Here is an 18,448-nt window from a genome sequence, read left to right on the forward strand (position 1 = left end):
GTGTTACAATCGCGCGCCGGGGGTCACAAACAAGTCACATCGCTGCGCCATCGCTCCTCGGGACAGGGTGGGGCGAGACCACGTGCGAACGATCAATATCTTCCTGACCGATCCGATTGTTGGCGAATGGACCGATTTCGAGAACGGCGATATCCGCTATGCTTTCGGGCGTCTCTATCCCGACGGGCCACGGCGCCTTGTCGAAGGGCCGGTCTGCGTCTTTGTCGACTGGGTGATGGACGATCTTTCGGGGCTGGAGATGTGCCGGCGCCTGCGCTCGGACGCGCGGATGGAAGATGCACATGTCACGATCCTGCTCGAAGAGGACGATGCCGACGACAAGCGCCGGGCCTTGCGCGCCGGGGCCGACGATTATCTGATCGGGCCGATCGACCGCACCGCCATTCTCGATCGCGTGATGGCCCTGGAGCCCGGCGGCGCAAGGACGCGCGTGACCGAACGTCTCGAACTCGGACCGCTGCTGGTCGATCTCGCCGCGCTGCAGGCACGGTGGAACGGCCATCCGCTGAACCTTCGCCCCAATGAATTCCGCCTGCTGCATTTCCTGGCCCAGAATCCCGACCGGGTCCTGTCGCGGGCCGATCTCATCGCGGCGCTGGGCAAGCAGGAACCGCCAATCGACGAACGCACCGTCGATGTCTGGATCGGCCGCCTCCGCCGCGCGCTGCGGTCCGTATCGGCGGGCGAAAGAGTGCGGACCGTCCGCTCGCTCGGCTATGTCTACGACAGCTACGACTGAGCGGCGGGCTGGACCGGTAGCGGGCCGTCTGGTGGCGCCTCTCTTGGGATGTGTCTCGTTGAGAAGGTGCTTTGAAGCGCACGTTCAACGGGTCGGCCACTTCCAGTCGATATCTTGCGGGCCTGCAATGAAGGTTTCGCCCAGATCCTTGTGAAGTTCGATCGATGTGCTTGCCGGGCTTTTTTCGAGTGCCGACACAAGATGCGTCGAATGAGATACCACGAGAATCTGGCTTCGCTCGGACGCCTTGCGAAGCAGACGCGCCAGCGGTGCAAGCAGTTCGGGGTGAAGGCTGCCTTCCGGCTCGTTCAAAATCATCAGTTCTGGCGGACGCGGCGAGAGCAGCGCAGCGACGAGCAAGATATATCGGAGTGTGCCGTCGGAGAGTTCTGCCGCATTCAACGGGCGGAGAAGCCCATGTTGCCGCATCTCGACTTGGAAATGTTCGTTCACCTGTAGCGATGCCCCGTCGAAAGCGTCCGAAATTGCCTCTTCAAGCGCGGCGGAATCGCCGATCTCGACAATGGTCTGTATCGCGGCCCCTACATCCGAACCGTCGCTGGCGAGGATCGGCGTAAACGTTCCAATTCTTGGACGGCGCGCCGGAGCATCGCGGTCCGTGCGCAAATCGTCATAGAAGCGCCAGGCACGCATGCGCTCGCGCAAGAGCAGAAGCTCGAGGCCATCGACGGGATCGGCGCAGTGCGTCATCATACTGTCGCAGGCGGGCAGGTCCTTTATGCTGTCCCGCCACACGCCGCTATCGTTGCTGCGAATGCGGACAAGAGAGCCGCGCCGATCCGCCAGCAAGTTCGAGGGTTTCAGGTGCGACCCTGTCCAAAGAGCTTCGCTCTTTATCTCGGGATCGTGGCCAAATCGCGTGGTAGATGGCCTCGGCAATCCGAGGTCGATAGCGTATCCGTAATCCTCCGACGAAAAGCCGAGCTTAAGGCTTACCGGGTCGCGCCTTACCGTTCCCTGGACCGGCACTTCTCCCGTACGCATCCGGGAACTGATCTTTTCCGGGCCGGCCCATAAGGTTGAACCTAGCCCTCCTTCCGCCGCCAATGAGGCGATCGCTCGACCCTGCGCGATTTCCGATAGCAGCCGAAGCGAACGATAGAGACTGGACTTGCCGCTGCCGTTCGCTCCGGTAACGATATTCAGCGGTCCCAGCTCCAGCTTTACGTCTCGAAGCGAGCGATAGCCAGAAACGGCAAGGCACGTAATCATGCCATGGAGCTAGCGCTTCATGCCCGGTTGAGCCAGCTTCAAAGAGCTTGTGAAGTCGGGGCGAGAATATCTGCCCAGGCGATGGGCGTTTCGATGGCGGTCCGGCTGCTCCCAACCCACAGGGCGGGCAGTTCGCGCGGCTGATTTCCGCCTCATATCGAAAAGGGCCGCCCGGGGGCGGCCCTTCCGGGTGTGAAGTCCAGTTCGGCCTAAAATTCGGCGGAAAGTGACACTGCGAAGCTGCGGCCGACGTCGTAGCTGTTGATCTCGATCCGGTTGGTGCCGTTGGTCTGGAATTCGAAATGGTCGCGGCCGGTGATGTTCCGGGCTTCGAATTTAAGCTCCATGTCGGCTCCCGCCAGTTCGAAGCCCTGACGCACCACGAAATCCAGGCGCAGGCCCGGATCCTCGACGATGTCCGGAAGCGCGGCCGTTCCGCGGCTTGTGACGCGCTCGCTGGCATAGCTGAGCAGGAAAGTGGCCTGGCTGACCTTGTCGAGATCCTCGATCCCCAGTTGCAGATTGACCAGATGGTCCGACTGGCCGGTGAGCGGCACGCCGTCGCGGAAGAAATTGGTCGCCGGCTGGTCCGCGAAGGGGAAGACCCTGGCGATATCGACGGCCCCGACCTGCAAGTCGGACTGGGTGTAAGTGTAGTTGGCAATCGCCACGAGACGCTTGCTCTCCCACCAGTCACCGAGGCTGTAGAGGTCCTTGTTCCACTGCAATTCGAATTCGGCACCGTAGAGCTTGGCCGACGGTGCATTGGCGAAGCCGCTGATCTGGTCGTTGTCCGAGAAGCTGGAGAAGACTTCGATCGGGTTCTCGATATCCTTGTAGAATCCCGCGAGGCTGGCCTTGCTGCCCGACCCCCAGTAATATTCGGCGCGCGCCTCGTAGTTCGTCAGCTCGCTGTCGATCAGGGAGGGGTTGCCGTTGAACTGACGGTTGGTTTCCGGATCGAAATAGGTCTGGAAGATCAGTTCGCGGAACTGCGGGCGGGCGATGGTCTTCGATGCATTGAACCGCAATTGGAAGCTGTCGGTGACTTCCCAGGTCAGCGTTGCCCCCGGGAGGAAATAGTCGTTTTCGAGCAGCGTCGAATTGCCGGACCCGCTGGGCGTTCCGTCGAGCCCCAGCGGAACCACCTGCTGCCTGGCATCTTCGTAACGCACGCCGAGATCGAGCGAGACACCCGGCGTCGGCTCGAGGCGCGCCTGAACATAGCCGGCGATGATTTCGAGCCCCGCCTCGAAGGCCGGGTCCGAGCCCGTGGTGTCGAAAATATTGTAGGTGAACGGCCCGATACCCGCCGCGTCCTGCGCATCGGGATCGTAGCCGAGTTCGATCAGCGAATCGCCGAGCAGGGCATCCGGGCGGAAGGCGCCGAAAATGTCGGGGTAACCGCTCGATGCGCGGATATCGAATTCGCGGCGCGAGGACAGGCGCTGCGTGTCCGTATAGGCACCGCCGACCGTCACCCCCAGCCAGTTGGCGAGCTGATAGCTGAGGTCGATCCCACCGTAATAAAGGTCTTCGGTCAGGTCCGAGAGGGCGACAACCGCGCCGCCGCGCTGCGGATCGAGCGTGTTGAGGAAGATATTGCCGAGCGGATCGTTGGCGTTGTTGGTGCGGGTATAGGTGAACTCCCACTCATACGGGGCTTCACGCTGGGTCTGAGCATATCCGGCGCGCAGGTCGAGCGAGAGGTCGCCGAACTCCAATTCGCCGGTGAACTGGGTGTCGAACAGCTGACGTTCGTACCAGCCGGTGTTCTGCACCTGGTCGGTATCGTCGTTCTGGAAGTCCGTCCCCTCTGCAAGCGAGGCGCGCTTGAGGCTGTCGCGAATGAACAGGTTGACCACGCGGAAGCGATGCTCGCCCACTTCCAGGCCGAAGCCCAGCATGGCGTTGGCAAGGATGCGTTGGTCGGTGGTGAACTGGCGAAAGTCGGTGTCGAGATCCAGATCCGCGTTGACCGCCGTCTGGCGGGTAATGAAGCGGTTGCGCCACTTATTGCTGAGCGATGCCGTTGCGATGATCCCGAAGCGGCCATCGGAAAAGACATCGAAACTGGTGCCTGCGGTTATGCCCGCCGACCAGTTGACGGGGAGAGTGTCCGTGCTCTGGAGCAGGATCAGGTTGGGATCGCCCAGTTCCAGCAGGATCGCCTTCTGGTCGACATTGGGATCGGACAGGGCAAGGCCGCTGTCGAGGTAATTCTGCAGGGCCGGGCGTGTGGTGCGCCGCCCGTCATCGAAACCGAACCAGTCGTAGCTCGAGCCGTAGTAGCTGTATCCGGTGCCGAAAGTGGTTTCGCTATCGCCGGAGATGCCGGCGCTGATCTTGACGAAGCTTTCGTCGGGCACGGCGCGGGTGGTGAGGTTGATCACACCGCCGCCGAATTCCCCGGGGAAATTGGCCGAGTAGGTTTTCTGAACCAGGCTGGAGGCGATGATGCTGGTCGGGAAGATGTCGAGCGGCACCACGCGGCTCAGCGGCTGGGGCGAGGGGAGCGGGAGGCCGTTGAGCAGCGCGAGCGAATAGCGATCGCCCAGGCCGCGGACATAGACGAGGCCATTGCCCACGGTGGAAAGGCCTGTGACGCGGGTCAGCGCGCCGGCAATATCGCCTTCGCCGGTGCGGGCGATGCTGGCGCTGTCGAGCACCGAGACGACCTGCGACGAGGCACGGGTCACGTCCTGGCGACGGCGGCCGGTGACGACGATGGCGCCACCGGGGACCGAGATTTCGGGCTCCTCGAACTGCTCCTCTTCGGGCGTATCCTCGATGCCCTCGACCTGCTGTGCCTGGACGGCGTCGGTTGCGGGATCGGCTTCGGCGGGAACGCCTTCGGCGCCGGTGCCCACACCGGTATCCTGGGCGAAAGCGGCCCCGGGAATAGTGAGCGCGGTGGTGAGCAGGAGCAGCGCGGTAAGCTGCTTGCCGGTCGACATGATACGAGACCCCCTCATGTTCAGGCCTGATAACGGATGCGGAGCTCTGCGATGGCTCCTGTGCGAAAAGCGAATGAGGCCGCGGAATGCGCCTCGGTGCGCATCCCGCGGCCTTTGGAGCCGATCAGTAGACCGGCAGGCTCGAGCAGTCGGTCACGTTCGAGTCGAAAGTCACCGTGGCCGAGTTGCAGGTCCAGCCTTGCACCCAGGTGTCGTTGCCCGGATATGCGGCACCGATATTCGTCGGGGTGTTGAAGAACGCGGCCAATGCCTTCGGATCGAAGACGGCGACGCCGTTCTCGTTCGAACCGTTGATGAAGGTCATCGTCAGCGTGTTGGTAAAGGCTGCATCGTTGTTCGAACCACCATCGAAAATCGCCTGGGTCTGTGCAGCAGTGACACCGCCGCTACCGTCACGGAAATCGGTCGCGCAATCCATCACGAAGCTTGCGAAGACCGGCGGACCGTCTTCGTCCGGGCCGGCGCCGGCCGCACGGATCGTTTCCGGAAGGTCGAGACGCAGGCAGGGCGTGCCGCCCGTGGCATCGACCAGAACCGAGTTCACGATCGCGAAATCGGTGCCGCCCCGGATACGGATGGCCTGGTCCTGCTCGGCACCGTTGTGGATGAAGGTCGCGTTGGAGATTTGCGTCTTCTGGCGCGGGGTCTGCTCTTCCAGACCGTTATTGGAATCGGCCTCGATGATCGTATCGCCAACGTTGGGACGCTGGATAGCGATCACGTTCTGCATGTTGATCTTCACGCCGGTATCGGTGTCGAGGCTGTCGTCTTCCGCACCGACCACGATCAGGTTGCGAACGTTGAAGCGGCCACCGAAGAATTCGACGCCGTCATCCGAGCTGTTGTAGCTCATGATGTTGTTGATCGTTGTACCGCTTCCCACGCCGCCCGTGGTGAGGGCCTGCAACTCGTTGTCGCCCGAAAGGACGAAGCCGGAATAACGGAGCTGGACGAACTGAAGGCTGCCAGAGCTGTCGTCCGAGGTTGCGCCGCCGAACAGGGCGGGTTGTACCGCGCCTTCCACCTGGCGTTCGCAGGCTGCCGTGCCCGGTGTCGCGCCGGGAGCGATACAGTCCGTGACCGGGGCGCGGCCGGAGAGGACGAGACCGCCCCATTGGCCCGACGAGTTGATCGTGTTGAGCCCCTGCACATTGTCGCGGCTGGTGAAGATGATCGGACGCGATGCGGTGCCGTTGGCCTGGATCGTGTTGCCACGGTTGATATTCATCCAGCCCGAGCCCTGCGAGAACAGGATTACGCCCGGTTCGATGGTCAGTTCGACATCGGTATCCGCACCGGTGTCGACCGGGCCGCCATCGGTGCCGACGTCGACACGGCCATCAATGCGATAGAGCAGGCCTTCGATATAGGGCAGCGTCGACGACGCTGTGAAGCGCGAAGGCAGGGTGCAGACGCGGTATTCACCGGTCGGCCCGTTGATCGTGCCGCTGTCGGTCAGGCCGACCGGATCGGAGATCGTCGGGCAGCCGGCTGCCGGAGTGACCAGCGTGGCCGTGGGCGTCGGGGTCGGTGTCGGCGTGGGTGCAGGCGTATTGGTATTGTTGATGGTGATGTTCCCGCCGGTTCCCGGCGAGACGATTTCGTCGGCGCCGCAACTGGCGAGAGCCAGAGCCGAGCAGCCGAGGACGAGCGAGCGATGAAGATTGGTCACGGGTAACGGTCCCCTCAAAAACCGGATGAACTGGATTCGCGAATTCGTTGATCGCGACTCGTCCGCTAGGGGGGCTTCGTGACAGTTTTTGTCGCTTCATGACCGTTGTGTTGCAGTTTCGACCACTAATGCGACGAAGTACCGGGGCTTCGTCGAAAACCGCATCCCAAACCCATGGATTGCAGAAATATGACAGTGTTACAGTTTTGTTGCGGAATGCGGTGAAGCAGGGCACCCATAGCCGCAGAACAGATATGGGAGAGCCGAAATGGCGATCATCGCAAGTGTAGCATTGGCGCTTATGGCGCAGGGTCCGGTCGAGGTGGTCGCAGACCCGCATTCGGATTTCGATGTGGGCTATGAAGAGCTAGTCGCGAACGACAATGCCGCGGCCCGTGCGGCCATCGAGAAATGCGACGAGCTGGCTGCGGACGACCCGGCACGCCTGATCAATCACGGTATCGCGCTCGCGCGCACGGGCAACTATGAGGCGGCCCGCGCCGATTTTGCGGCTGCCGCGAACGCGCGCGACAGTGTCGAACTCGAAACCGCCGATGGAAAATGGGTGGATTCGCGCCGTCTCGCGCGCAAGGCTTTGGCCATGCTCGACAAGGGCGAATTCGCTCGCTATTATGCACTCTCGCTCCGCTAATTCTTCGCAAGACTGCAGAGCCACCGGGCCCGCCTTCTTTGGAAGGCGGGCCTTTTTTATGTGTGTTGTAACCTTGCGACAGTTCGACAGTACATTGCCCTTCCTGTCACTCGCTTGTCATGTATCATGGCCATCGGGACCGGACGGAGGGTGCAATGATTCTCGCACGCTTGGCGCTGGTGACGGGATTGTCCTGCGCGGTGCTGACTGCCTTCCCTGTGAAGGCGGATGTCATGGAAGTCGACGCTGACGGAGCGCGCTGGGTAACCGGCGGAGGCGCCGCGTCGGCTGCCGCCCAAACCGAATTGGCATCCGCGGGGCCGCTGACCGAAGTCCCTGCCGATATCGTGATTCCGGATGCCGCTGTCGCCGATCCTGGCCAGCATGCGCGTTTCGTACCGGAAAGCTACAAGGCCAAGGTGGCCGAACTTGCCGCCCGCTTCGATCTCAGCCCGACGCTCATCGAAGCGCTGGTGTGGCAGGAGAGCCGCTGGCGCGCGAACGCGGTTTCGCCCGTTGGCGCACGCGGGCTCGCCCAGCTGATGCCGGGTACGGCGCGTGATCTCGGTGTCGATCCCGACGATCCCTTCGCCAATCTCGAAGGGGGTGCACGCTATCTGCGCGAACAGCTCGACCGGTTCGACGGCGATCTCGAAAAGGCGCTGGCAGCCTATAATGCGGGGCCGGGGCGCGTCATTCGCGCGGGCGGCATTCCCCGCATCCGCGAAACACAGCATTACGTGGCGGCCATCATGGGCCGTCTTTCCGACCATTCACGGGAGTAGATACTTGAGTCGCAAAATCACCCTTCCGGCGGCGCTTGCCGCACTGATGATCCCGAGCGCCGCCTTTGCGCAAGGCACCGATCCGGCCGGATCGGGTCCGATCGTCGCCGCGCTTGGCTGGCTGCAGGGGACCTTGCTCGGCAATGTCGCGACCGCCGTTGCCGTCATGGCCGTAGCCGCCGTCGGCTTCATGATGCTGACCGGCCGTCTCAATTGGCGCTTCGGGGCAACCGTGATCATCGGCGTGTTTATCCTGTTCGGTGCCGCTTCGATCGTCGCGGGCATCCAGGGCGTGGCAGGAGGCTGACGTGACCGCGCTCGTCCGCCATCCCGTTCACCGCGCGCTGACGCGTCCGCAGATGTTCGCGGGGGTGACTTATAACTACTTCATCATCAACGGGATGGTGACGACCGAGGCATTCCTTATCACCGGCAGTTGGCTGGCCTTGCTGGTTTTCGCCGTGATGCATGGCGTGGGCTATTTCGCCTGCCTGCGCGAACCGCGCATCTTCGACCTGTGGATCACCAAGGTTTCGAAATGCCCGCGGGTGGCAAACTACAAGCGCTGGGGGTGCAATTCCTATGCCGCGTAAGGACAAGTGGAAAGGCGCCGCTGCCTGGAGCGCGAAGGAAGCGCGCGCCGGCGATCGCCTTCCGTATCTTCGCCTGATCGATGAAAGCACCATGCTGCTGCGCGACGGCAGCGTGATGACCGCGATCCAGGTGCCGGGGCTGCTGTTCGAGACCGAGGACAGCGACGCGCTGAACGCCCATGCGGCCACGCGCGAAGTGGTGCTGCGCTCCACGCTCGATGCGCGCTTCGTACTCTATCATCACGTCATCCGGCGCCGTGTTTCGGTGGAGCTGGAGGCGCAGTTTCCCGATCCGATCAGCCGCCATATCGACGAGCGCTGGCGCGAGCGGCTCGGCTCGGGCCAGCTATTCGTCAACGACCAGTTCATTACGCTGATCCGCCGCCCGGCGCGTGGCAAGGCGGGGCTTGCCGAACGCGTGAGCAAGAAATTCAAGCGCGGTGGCGGCGAACGGCTCGACGCCGATCCGAAGGATTTGCGCAGCCTGCGCGCAGCCTCGCAAGGGCTGGTGGCTTCGCTATCGGCTTACGGTGCGACCCTGCTCGGCGATTACATCGGGCCGCAGGGTCATACCAATTCGGAAATGCTCGAGCTCTTGAGCGCGCTCTACAACGGCGAGATGCGCCCCGTGCGGAAGCCTGCCGACGATGTCGATCTGGGGCACATGCTACCCTATCGCCGGGTCAGCTTCGGCCTCGATGCGATCGAGATGCGCGGTTCGGGCACGCCCGATTTTGCCGCAATCCTGGGCCTCAAGGACTATCCCGAAGCGACCTCTCCCGGCCTGCTCGACAGCCTGCTGCGCCTGCCGTTCGAAATGGTGGTGAGCGAAAGCTATGCGCCGACCGAGCGTCAGACCGCGCGCGAGCGGATGGACCTGGCCATCCGCCGCCTGAAGAGCGCGGACGAGGAAGCCGCCGCAGAACGCGCCGACATGCTTGCCGCGCGCGATGCGCTGGGTAATGGCGCGGTCGGCTTCGGCGATCATCATCTGACCGTAATGGTCAAGGAACAGGGGCTCGGTCGTCTCGACGATGCCATGGCTGCCTGCGCCGCCGCATTGGCCGATACCGGCGCGATCGCGGTGCGCGAGGATACCAATTGCGAGCCCGCCTTCTGGGGACAGTTCCCGGGCAACGAGAGCTATCTCGTCCGCCGTGCGTTGATCTCGAGCGCCAATATGGCCAGCTTCGGGAGCCTGCACGGCTTCGCGCTCGGTCAGGCGCAGGGCAACCACTGGGGTGAAGCGGTGACGCTGCTGGAGACCACCAGCGCGACGCCGTTCTTCTTCAATTTCCACCACGGCGACCTGGGCAACTTCTCGGTCATCGGGCCGTCGGGCTCGGGCAAGACCGTGGTGATGAACTTCCTCGCCGCGCAGGCACAAAAGTTCAGCCCCCGCACCATCCTGTTCGACAAGGATCGCGGCGCGGAGCTGTTCGTGCGCGGCATCGGCGGGCGCTACGACAGCATCCGTGCGGGCGAGCCGACCGGCTTCAACCCGCTCTCCCTGCCCGATACGCCGGGCAACAAGGCCTTCCTGCGCGACTGGCTGGGCGTGCTACTCAAGGCCGAGGGGCCGGAGGAAGAACAGACCATCGCCGGCGCCGTCGACGCGGCCTATGCCAATGACGCCTCGCTGCGCCGCCTGCGCCACTTCAAGGAATTGCTGTCGGGCAGCCGTCGTCCGCAGCCGGGTGATCTGGCCGATCGTCTCGGTGCCTGGATCGGGGAGGGCGAACATGCCTGGATGTTCGACAATGCCGAAGATCGGCTCGACCTGACGAGCCGCGTGCTCGGCTTCGACATGACAGCGCTGCTCGAAAACCCGAAGCTGCGCACGCCGACCATGATGTATCTCTTCCACCGAATCGAGGAACGGCTGGACGGCAAACCGACCATGATCCTGATCGACGAGGGCTGGAAGGCGCTGGACGACGAGGTCTTCGCCGCGCGCATCCGCGACTGGCTCAAGACGCTCAGAAAACGCAACGCGCTGGTCGGTTTTGCGACGCAGTCGGCGCGCGACGCGCTCGAAAGCCGCATTTCGACCGCATTGGTCGAGCAGACTGCGACCATGGTGTTCATGCCCAACAGCCGCGCGCGGCCCGAGGATTATTGCGACGGCTTCGGCCTGACCGAGCACGAGCTGGCGCTGATCCGTACGCTGCCCGCGCACAGCCGCTGTTTTCTCGTCCGGCAGCCAGACGCGAGCGTGGTGGTGCGGCTCGATCTGTCGGGCGCGCCCGAAGTGCTGACGCTGCTTTCGGGCCGGGAAAGCTCGGTTCGCCGCCTCGACCTGCTGCGCGAAGCGCTCGGCGATGCGCCCAGCGAATGGTTCCCCGCACTCACCGGGACGAAGTGGCCGGGCGGGGCGAACGATGAGGGCGGAGCGGGGGTCGAAGCCCTCGGCCTGGCCGCCGAATGAGCGTGAACTGCCAGCAGGCCGCCGAAGGGGTCGGCAACGGTGTCGCGGCGGCACTGCGCGGTGTCGACTGTATCGCGGGTGAAGCGAGCGCTGCCGCGTTCGGCCGCCTGTTCGCGCCGGGCGGCTCGCTTGGCACGGTTCTGACGCTGGTCCTCACGCTGTTCATCGCGCTGTTCGCCTTTGCCCTGCTGACGGGGCGCACCAATATCGGCATTCGCAGCCTCGTCCCGCGTATGATGACGCTTGGCCTCGTACTCACCTTCGCGACGAGCTGGATCGCTTATCAGAGCGTGGTCTGGAACCTCGCAGTGGCCACTCCCGATTATCTCGCTGGCATCCTGACCGGGGCGAAGGGGTCGGCCACCGACACCTTCGCGCAGAAGATCGATGTCGTTTTCATCGCGATTCAGGAAGCGAGCGGCGCGAATGAAGAATTCTCCGCCTTCTCGCCCGAAGGCATGATGTGGCTGGGCGCGATGCTGTTCATGCTCGGCACGGTCGGGCTGCTGGTGACGACCAAGATCGCACTCGGCGTTCTTGTCGCACTGGGGCCGATCTTCGTGGTCTTGGCGCTGTTCAACGGCACCCGCGGATTGTTCACTGGCTGGATCAAGGGGCTGACCATGTGCGCGCTAGCCCCGCTGTTCGCGGTGCTTGGCGGCAGCATCATGCTCGAACTCGCCGTGCCGATCCTCACCGCATTGACCGCCACGCCCGGCCAGGTCGATCCGCAGGCCGGAATGGCCTTTTTCATGATCGGCGCGGTCCATGTCGCTTTGATGGTTCTCGTCCTCAAGGTTGCAGGGGCCATGGTTGCGGGCTGGACTGTCTTCGGCCTCGCCTCCGACCGGGATGAGAAATCGGCCCCTGTCGCGGTGCCGCATCAGGCAGCACCTGCCGCCGCACTCACGCAGGCGCAGGCGGTCAGCCAGGCCAGCTCGCAGGCGCGCAGGATCGACGTTTCGGCAGTGCCGACCGCGCATGCCGCCAATGATGGCGCTGCCCCGGGCGCAGGCGGAGGCGCGCGCGTCACCAAGGTTTATGCGACGTCTTCGGGTTCCGCCCCGCAATCACCCACCAGCAAGGCCCGCGCCCGCGGGTCGGGCATCGGCAGCCGGTTCAAATCCGCGACGCCCAAGGCCCTGGACCGTTCTATGGAGAAACACGCATGACCCGCGCGCTCATTCCCGCGCTCGCTCTCGCCCTGCTGGCCGCGCCCGCCGCAGCGCAGGATTCCCGCCTCGTCGAGGTGATGTATGACGAAGCCAGGGTGGTTCGCGTCGAAGGCCGGGTGACGGTACAGGCCAGCATCCTGTTCGGTGACGACGAAGTGATCGAGAACGTCGCCATCGGCGACAGCGCGAGCTGGCAGGTCACCCCGAACAAGCGCGCGAACATCCTGTTCGTGAAACCGCTGGAGCCGCGCGCCTCGACCAATCTCACCGTCATCACCAGCAAGCGGACCTATCTGTTCGATCTCGTCGCCAATCCCAATGCCAAGCCGCTCTACCTGATGCGCTTCGCCTATCCGGACGAGCCGGAAGAGGAACAGGACGTGCAGATGGCTGCCGGGCCGAATTCGCTCGAAGCACAGGCTGCGCGCGATCCCTATGCGGTGGTCGATCCGGCGGATCTCAACTTCGCCTGGAATGCCTCGGGCGCTCCCGAATTATTGCCCGAAAACACTTATGACGACGGGACCGCCACCTTCCTTACCTGGCCCAATGGCAAGGATGTGCCCGCCATTCTCGTGACCAATAGCGAAGGTGTGGAAGGCCCGGTCAATTTCACCGTGCGCGGCGATACCATTGTCGTCGATGGCGTTCCGCGCACGATAGTGCTGCGATCGGGCAAGGACAGCGCCCAACTGGTCAATACGGGGCCAGAACGGCCCGCGACTTCCGCGAGCGGTAAGCCCGCTCTCGCCTCGAAGGGGAGGTAAACGATGCGTCTAGCCATGCGACTGCCCGAAAAGAACGCGGGCGATACCGGGATCGCCAATGATGTCGATCCGCGCGACCAGACCGATGCGGAGGTCATCGATCTGGCGCAGCGCAACGCTTTCCCGGCGGTGTCGCGTCCTGCGGGCAAATCCGACGCGCTTGGTCTGGTCGCGGGCATCGCCCTTGTCGCCGGGCTGGGCTTGGTGACGCTGTGGAGCATGAATTCGGCTCGTGTCGCCCCGCCCGAAGGTATCGGCGGCCAGCAGGCTCCGGTCGAGGCCGCGCCTGCGGCGCCTCCCCAAGCCGTGACGCCGGTGGCCCCGGCCGCCGCAATGGCCGCCCCCGCGCCCCGCCCGGATCCGGCCCCGCAGCCGGTTCTGGCCGCGCAGCCCCAGCCGGGTCTCGCCGCCAATCCATATGCCAATCCAACCGTGGTCTTCGATGCGGGCAATTCGCCCGCGACGCTCGCCATAACCGAACCGGGAGCAACTGGCGGCGCAGGGGCCGCCAATGCTACGGGCAATTCCGCCAACGATTTCGCCAGCCGTATCGGCGGCGTCGGTGGCGCTCCGGCGCAGGCCAAGGCCATGGTCAATCCGGCGACCACCGTCACCCAGGGCACATTGATTCCCGCAATTCTCGAAACCGCCATCGATACCAACGTCCCCGGCTATGTCCGCGCGGTGGTCAGCCAGGATGTGCGCAGTTTCGATGGGACGAAAATTCTGGTCCCGCGATCCAGTCGGCTGATCGGCCAATATCAGTCGGGGCTGCAGAACGGCCAGAAACGCGCCTATGTCATCTGGACGCGGTTGATCCGCCCGGATGGTGCCTCGGTCAACCTCGCCTCGCCGGCCATCGGTTTCGACGGAACGACGGGTCTTGCAGGCAAGGTTTCGGGCAACAGTTTCTTCAAGCGCTTCGGCTCGGCCATGCTGCTCTCGGTCGTCGGCGGTGTCGGCTCGCTAGCCACGGGCGGCGCGGCAGGCGTGCTGATCGGCGGGGCCAGTTCCTCGGCGGCAGCCACCGCCGCGCAGCAGGACGGACAGCGCGGGCCGACCGTGAGAGTGCGGCAGGGCGAACCGATCCGCATCTTCACCGCGCGCGACCTCGATTTCTCCTCGGTAAGCTGAGCAGGGCCGAATCGTTGAGCGCCGACATCCATCCCTTCCAGCCGGACGGCCAAACCGGAGAGGACGCGCCGAACGTGGACCTCCACGGCGAACGCAGCGTCTATCTCGATGCTTATCTGGCCCCGTTTCGCGAATGGCTGGACCGCGACACGGTGACCGAAATCCTCGTCAATCGGCCGGGTGAGGTGTGGGTGGAGGATGCTGCGGCGGGCGGGATGCAAAAACTCGCGCGGCCCGATATCGACGACCGGCTGATCCAGCGGCTCGCCGAACAGGTCGCCCGTGTCAGCCATCAGGGCATCAACCGCGAACACCCGCTGCTTGGCGCCACTCTGCCGGGCGGCGCGCGCGTCCAGTTCTGCGGACCTCCTGCCGCGCGCAAGCACTGGGCCATGGCCATCCGCCGCCATCGCCGCCTCGACCTGCCGCTCGACGCCTATGACACCGGGCCGCTGACTCCGTCGCGTCGCGGTGCCATGCCGGATTCCCAGGCGGAACCGGTGGCTTTCCTGCGCGAAGCGATCCGCCAGCGGCGGACAATTTTGGTTTCGGGCGGCACCAGCACCGGCAAGACGACCTTCCTCAATGCCATGCTGGGCGAGATACCGAAGCACGAGCGCGTGGTGCTGGTGGAAGACACACCCGAACTCAAGCTGCCGGGCGAAAATGGCGTCGGCCTTGTCGCGGTGAAAGGGGAGCTGGGTGAAGCCAAGGTCACGGCCAACGAATTGCTGCAGGCGGCTTTGCGGTTGCGCCCCGACCGCATCGTTTTGGGCGAATTGCGCGGCGCGGAAAGCGTGAGCTTCCTGCGCGCGATCAACACCGGCCATCCGGGTAGTTTTTCCACCATTCACGCCAACTCGCTTCGCGGTGCGCTCGAGCAGCTTTCGCTGATGGTTATGCAGACGGGAATCGGTCTTACCCGCAGCGATACCATTGCCTATGCCGCGAGCGTGATTGACGTGATCGTACAACTCGGACGCGACGGATCGGGCAAGCGCGGCATCTCCCAGATTGCCGAAAGTGCCACGCTCGTCTGACTGCGACACCTTTCCGCGACTTCTCACAACACCAGTATGCCGTAGCGTCAATTGCGCACGCAATCGACACGAACGGACAATACTTGCTAAACAACCATGGGGTTTTGCGCAATAATCATGCGCGAACCCTTGCGTGCATGCAAATGTGTGGTAGCTTCTGGACCATAGGCCGCAAAGACGGTCACATGGAGAGGAGAGGGTTAATGAGGGTAAGGGCTTCCCTGCTCGCGGGTATCTGCGCGAGCGCGATTTCGTTTCCGGCATTTGCGCAAGAGGCGACTAACGACGATCTCGAAGATCCGCGGCTCAGCAGCAACGTCATCATCGTTACCGCACAGCGCCAGGCACAAAGCCTGCAGGAAGTGCCGATTGCGGTCAGCGCCTTCGATGCCGAGGCGCTGGAAGCACAGCAGATCGAGAATGCCAGCGATCTTCAACTAACTCTGCCCAACGTATCCTTCACCAAATCGAACTTCACCAGTTCGAGCTTCACCATTCGGGGCATCGGCGATCTGTGCGTCGGTGTGACCTGCGACAGCGCTACTGCGATCCACACCAATGGATCGCCGCTGTTCGGTACGCGGCTATTCGAAACCGAATATTTCGATCTCGAACGTGTCGAGGTCCTGCGAGGGCCGCAAGGCACCCTTTTCGGGCGCAATGCGACCTCGGGCGTCGTCAACGTGGTCACTGCCAAGCCCGAACTCGGGACCTTCAGTGCCGCGGCCGATTTCGAATACGGCAATTACAACAGCATCAAGGCAAGGGGCATGGTCAATGTGCCCTTGGGCGATACTATCGCCTTTCGCGCGGCTGGCTTTTATTTGAACCGTGATGGTTTCACGACCAATCTATACGATAACAGCGACATCGATGGTCGTGACATGTACGCGGTGCGCGGTTCGCTGCGCTTCGAACCCACGGCCAGCACGACGCTCGACCTCATGGCCTTCTACTTCCGTGAGAATGACGATCGACTGCGTATCCAGAAGCAGACCTGCCAGCGGGATCCGACCGGCGTTCTGGGTTGTCTCAACACCCGCCGCGATTTCGACAGTACGAATGCCGATTCCACGCTGGCGAGCGTGCTGACCTCTGTCGAACTGTTCCGCATTCAGGGACTGCCCGAAGCACTGGCACTGGGCAGTGTGTACGACACCGATGGCGATGGCTATTCCAACTTCGTAGAGCCCAACGACGTGCGGACGGTGAATACCGCATTTACGCCGGAATATTTCGCCGACGAACTGCAACTGCAAGCTCATCTCGACCAGGGGCTGGGCAGCATGAATCTGTCGCTGACGGGTATCTATCAGGAAACCACGGTCGATTCACGACAGGACTATAACCTGGGAATACTCGACCGGTCGGCATATGCGACCGGGCTCAACACGCTCGCTTTCTTTGCCGCCAACGGCGTACCCACCGGTTTGCCGGCCCCGGCTCCGGCTTTCTTCCCGGGATCGAGCGCCTATTTCGCGCCGATCGCGGCCGCGTTGATCCCCAATGGTCCGAACGGCGTGCTGTGCACTTCGGACAATGACGATGGCAATCTCGGTGCCTTCGAAGGGAATTCGATCTGTTCGGATGTGCCGCTCAGCTTCGACCGCTCGGTTCAATATCAGACCGCCTGGTCGGGCGAGGCGATCCTGTCGAGCGATTTCGACGGGCCGTTCAACTTCCTGGTCGGCGGCATTTATGCCGAGACCGATGTCAGTGAGAACAGCTACTACGTAAATTCCTTCGGTCTGGATTACGCAACGGCCTTGCTGGGAACATTCGCGGCCTTTGCCAATGTCGATGGTGGCGGAAATCCCGCGCCGTTGCCCCCGTCTTATCTGGCGACATCGATGTACCGGAACAATACGACGGATTTCAAACTCAAGAGCTTCGGCATTTTCGGCGAGGTCTATTTCGACATCACCGATCGCCTGCAGTTCACTGGCGGCCTCCGCTATAATGACGACAGCAAGAGTGTCTCTGCGCGCACCACGCTGGCAGATTTCCTCAACCCCTTCGGCAATGGTGACCCGTTCACATCGCCGTTCGTCGGCGGTTTCGACGCCGATGACGCACTGCCGGGCAACCAGTTGTTGCAGGAACGCGAGGTCAACTTCGATGCGATCACCGGGCGCGCGGTGCTCGATTACGAAATTTCACCCGACAACACGCTCTATTTCTCCTATTCGCGGGGCTACAAATCGGGCGGCATCAACCCGCCGCTTTCGCCGGTTTTCGCCGTGACCGACAGTTTCGGTTCGGAGCAGATCGACGCGTTCGAAATCGGTTCCAAGAACACGTTCCTGAACGGCGCCGCACAGATCAATCTCACGGGCTTCTACTATAAATACAAGGACCTGCAGCTCAGCCGCATCGTAGCGCGTACCTCGGTCAACGATACGATCGATGCCAATATCTGGGGCCTCGAGCTGGAGACGATTCTGCGTCCCAGCTATAACTGGCTGATCAACATGAACATCAGCTACCTGAATGCGAAGGTGGCAGGCGATCAGTTCTTCAGCAACCCGCGCGATCCGGGCGGCGGCGATCCGAACGCCGTCATCATCAAGGACATTTCGAACGGCTCGCTATGCGCAGTGACATCCGATGCGGGAAGCGCTGTGGCTACCAATGGCTTTGTCGGCGCTTTCAACGAGGCGCTCGGTCTACAGGGACCGACACCATTCCCGTCCGACGGTGGCATCGCTTCAAACGGTGCCTTTAGCATCTGTCAGGCTTTGCAGGACACCATCGATGCACCTCCGGCAGTCTTGGCCAACATATTTGGCACTCGCGCAGACGGAACTCTGCCATTCAGCGTGTTGAGCCCGGGTGTAGAGGTCAATTTGCGCGGTAATCGCTTGCCTCAGGCGCCTGAGTACAAGGCTTCGATCGGGGTCCAGTACACGGCCGAATTCGACAATGGGATGTCGCTCGTGCCGCGATTCGATCTCGCCTATACGGGCGAACAGTACGGCAATGTCTTCAACGGCAACGTCAATCGGATCGAACCCTTCGTTCAGGCGAACGCGTCGATTCAGCTCAATGGCAGCGACAATCGCTGGTTCGTCCGTGGCTTCGTCCAGAATATCTTCGACAGCAATTCCGTGACGGGTCTCTATGTGACCGACGCCTCGTCGGGCAATTTCACCAACATTTTCACGCTCGACCCGCGGCGTTACGGCATCGCGGTTGGCGCGAAGTTCTGATCACACCTTCAATGGGGGAGGG

At 62.9% G+C, this 18,448-nt stretch carries 14 protein-coding genes; 11 read left to right on the top strand and 3 right to left on the bottom strand.

The features are described 5' to 3' along the window. The first annotated feature begins 82 nt into the window (after window positions 1-82). Window positions 83-760, top strand: coding sequence for a response regulator transcription factor (locus L5849_RS14295; RefSeq protein ID WP_236926113.1), 678 nt, complete (start codon window positions 83-85; stop codon window positions 758-760). A gap of 84 nt (window positions 761-844) precedes the next feature. Here the strand turns inward: L5849_RS14295 and L5849_RS14300 are convergent, their stop codons facing one another. From L5849_RS14300 to L5849_RS14310, 3 genes are all read right to left on the bottom strand, one after another. Further along, a complete protein-coding gene (locus tag L5849_RS14300) occupies window positions 845-1,993 on the bottom strand; it encodes an AAA family ATPase (protein ID WP_236926114.1) in 1,149 nt (382 codons plus the stop codon). A gap of 209 nt (window positions 1,994-2,202) precedes the next feature. Beyond that, window positions 2,203-4,950 (bottom strand): TonB-dependent receptor domain-containing protein, encoded by a 2,748-nt coding sequence (locus tag L5849_RS14305; RefSeq protein WP_236926115.1) that lies wholly within the window; start codon window positions 4,948-4,950, stop codon window positions 2,203-2,205. A gap of 124 nt (window positions 4,951-5,074) precedes the next feature. Further along, window positions 5,075-6,643 (bottom strand): hypothetical protein, encoded by a 1,569-nt coding sequence (locus L5849_RS14310; RefSeq protein WP_236926116.1) that lies wholly within the window; start codon window positions 6,641-6,643, stop codon window positions 5,075-5,077. 268 nt (window positions 6,644-6,911) lie between these two features. On the opposite strand from L5849_RS14310, the gene L5849_RS14315 reads away from it, so the two are divergent. The 10 genes from L5849_RS14315 (at window position 6,912) to L5849_RS14360 (ending at window position 18,426) form a co-directional block, all read left to right on the top strand. Continuing rightward, complete coding sequence (locus tag L5849_RS14315) at window positions 6,912-7,295, top strand: hypothetical protein (protein WP_115417437.1); 384 nt, start codon at window positions 6,912-6,914, stop codon at window positions 7,293-7,295. A 155-nt stretch (window positions 7,296-7,450) separates the two neighbouring features. Next, the gene (locus tag L5849_RS14320) at window positions 7,451-8,080 is read left to right on the top strand and encodes a lytic transglycosylase domain-containing protein (protein ID WP_236926117.1); all 630 of its coding nucleotides are present in this window, start codon (window positions 7,451-7,453) and stop codon (window positions 8,078-8,080) included. Window positions 8,081-8,084: 4 nt separating this feature from the next. Beyond that, entirely contained in the window at window positions 8,085-8,387 is a 303-nt protein-coding gene (locus L5849_RS14325) for a TrbC/VirB2 family protein (protein ID WP_255704558.1), read from the top strand. A gap of 1 nt (window position 8,388) precedes the next feature. Continuing rightward, a complete protein-coding gene (locus L5849_RS14330) occupies window positions 8,389-8,673 on the top strand; it encodes a type IV secretion system protein VirB3 (protein ID WP_115417434.1) in 285 nt (94 codons plus the stop codon). Beyond that, window positions 8,663-11,101: a VirB4 family type IV secretion/conjugal transfer ATPase gene (locus tag L5849_RS14335; RefSeq protein WP_236926118.1), complete on the top strand. Its 2,439-nt coding sequence runs from the start codon at window positions 8,663-8,665 to the stop codon at window positions 11,099-11,101. Before L5849_RS14330 ends, L5849_RS14335 begins: the two co-directional genes overlap by 11 nt. Continuing rightward, complete coding sequence (locus L5849_RS14340) at window positions 11,098-12,273, top strand: type IV secretion system protein (protein WP_115417431.1); 1,176 nt, start codon at window positions 11,098-11,100, stop codon at window positions 12,271-12,273. Before L5849_RS14335 ends, L5849_RS14340 begins: the two co-directional genes overlap by 4 nt. Then, window positions 12,270-13,043: a TrbG/VirB9 family P-type conjugative transfer protein gene (locus L5849_RS14345; protein WP_115417430.1), complete on the top strand. Its 774-nt coding sequence runs from the start codon at window positions 12,270-12,272 to the stop codon at window positions 13,041-13,043. The genes L5849_RS14340 and L5849_RS14345 overlap by 4 nt, the downstream gene beginning before the upstream one ends. A 15-nt stretch (window positions 13,044-13,058) precedes the next feature. Continuing rightward, on the top strand, window positions 13,059-14,177 hold the full coding sequence (locus L5849_RS14350; protein WP_236926119.1) for a TrbI/VirB10 family protein: 1,119 nt from the start codon (window positions 13,059-13,061) through the stop codon (window positions 14,175-14,177). A gap of 14 nt (window positions 14,178-14,191) precedes the next feature. Next, on the top strand, window positions 14,192-15,217 hold the full coding sequence (gene virB11, locus L5849_RS14355; protein ID WP_255704561.1) for a P-type DNA transfer ATPase VirB11: 1,026 nt from the start codon (window positions 14,192-14,194) through the stop codon (window positions 15,215-15,217). 203 nt (window positions 15,218-15,420) lie between these two features. Next, a complete protein-coding gene (locus tag L5849_RS14360) occupies window positions 15,421-18,426 on the top strand; it encodes a TonB-dependent receptor (RefSeq protein ID WP_236926120.1) in 3,006 nt (1,001 codons plus the stop codon). Window positions 18,427-18,448 lie beyond the last annotated feature (22 nt).

The sequence above is a fragment of the Erythrobacter sp. SN021 genome (assembly GCF_021864455.1).

Bases quoted from the DNA above. Each gene is read 5' to 3' on its own strand.
- L5849_RS14300 (WP_236926114.1), bottom strand. From the start codon at position 1,993: ATGATTACGTGCCTTGCCGTTTCTGGCTATCGCTCGCTTCGAGACGTA.
- L5849_RS14305 (WP_236926115.1), bottom strand. From the start codon at position 4,950: ATGTCGACCGGCAAGCAGCTTACCGCGCTGCTCCTGCTCACCACCGCG.
- L5849_RS14315 (WP_115417437.1), top strand. From the start codon at position 6,912: ATGGCGATCATCGCAAGTGTAGCATTGGCGCTTATGGCGCAGGGTCCG.
- L5849_RS14320 (WP_236926117.1), top strand. From the start codon at position 7,451: ATGATTCTCGCACGCTTGGCGCTGGTGACGGGATTGTCCTGCGCGGTG.
- L5849_RS14335 (WP_236926118.1), top strand. From the start codon at position 8,663: ATGCCGCGTAAGGACAAGTGGAAAGGCGCCGCTGCCTGGAGCGCGAAG.
- L5849_RS14340 (WP_115417431.1), top strand. From the start codon at position 11,098: ATGAGCGTGAACTGCCAGCAGGCCGCCGAAGGGGTCGGCAACGGTGTC.
- L5849_RS14345 (WP_115417430.1), top strand. From the start codon at position 12,270: ATGACCCGCGCGCTCATTCCCGCGCTCGCTCTCGCCCTGCTGGCCGCG.
- L5849_RS14350 (WP_236926119.1), top strand. From the start codon at position 13,059: ATGCGACTGCCCGAAAAGAACGCGGGCGATACCGGGATCGCCAATGAT.
- L5849_RS14360 (WP_236926120.1), top strand. From the start codon at position 15,421: ATGAGGGTAAGGGCTTCCCTGCTCGCGGGTATCTGCGCGAGCGCGATT.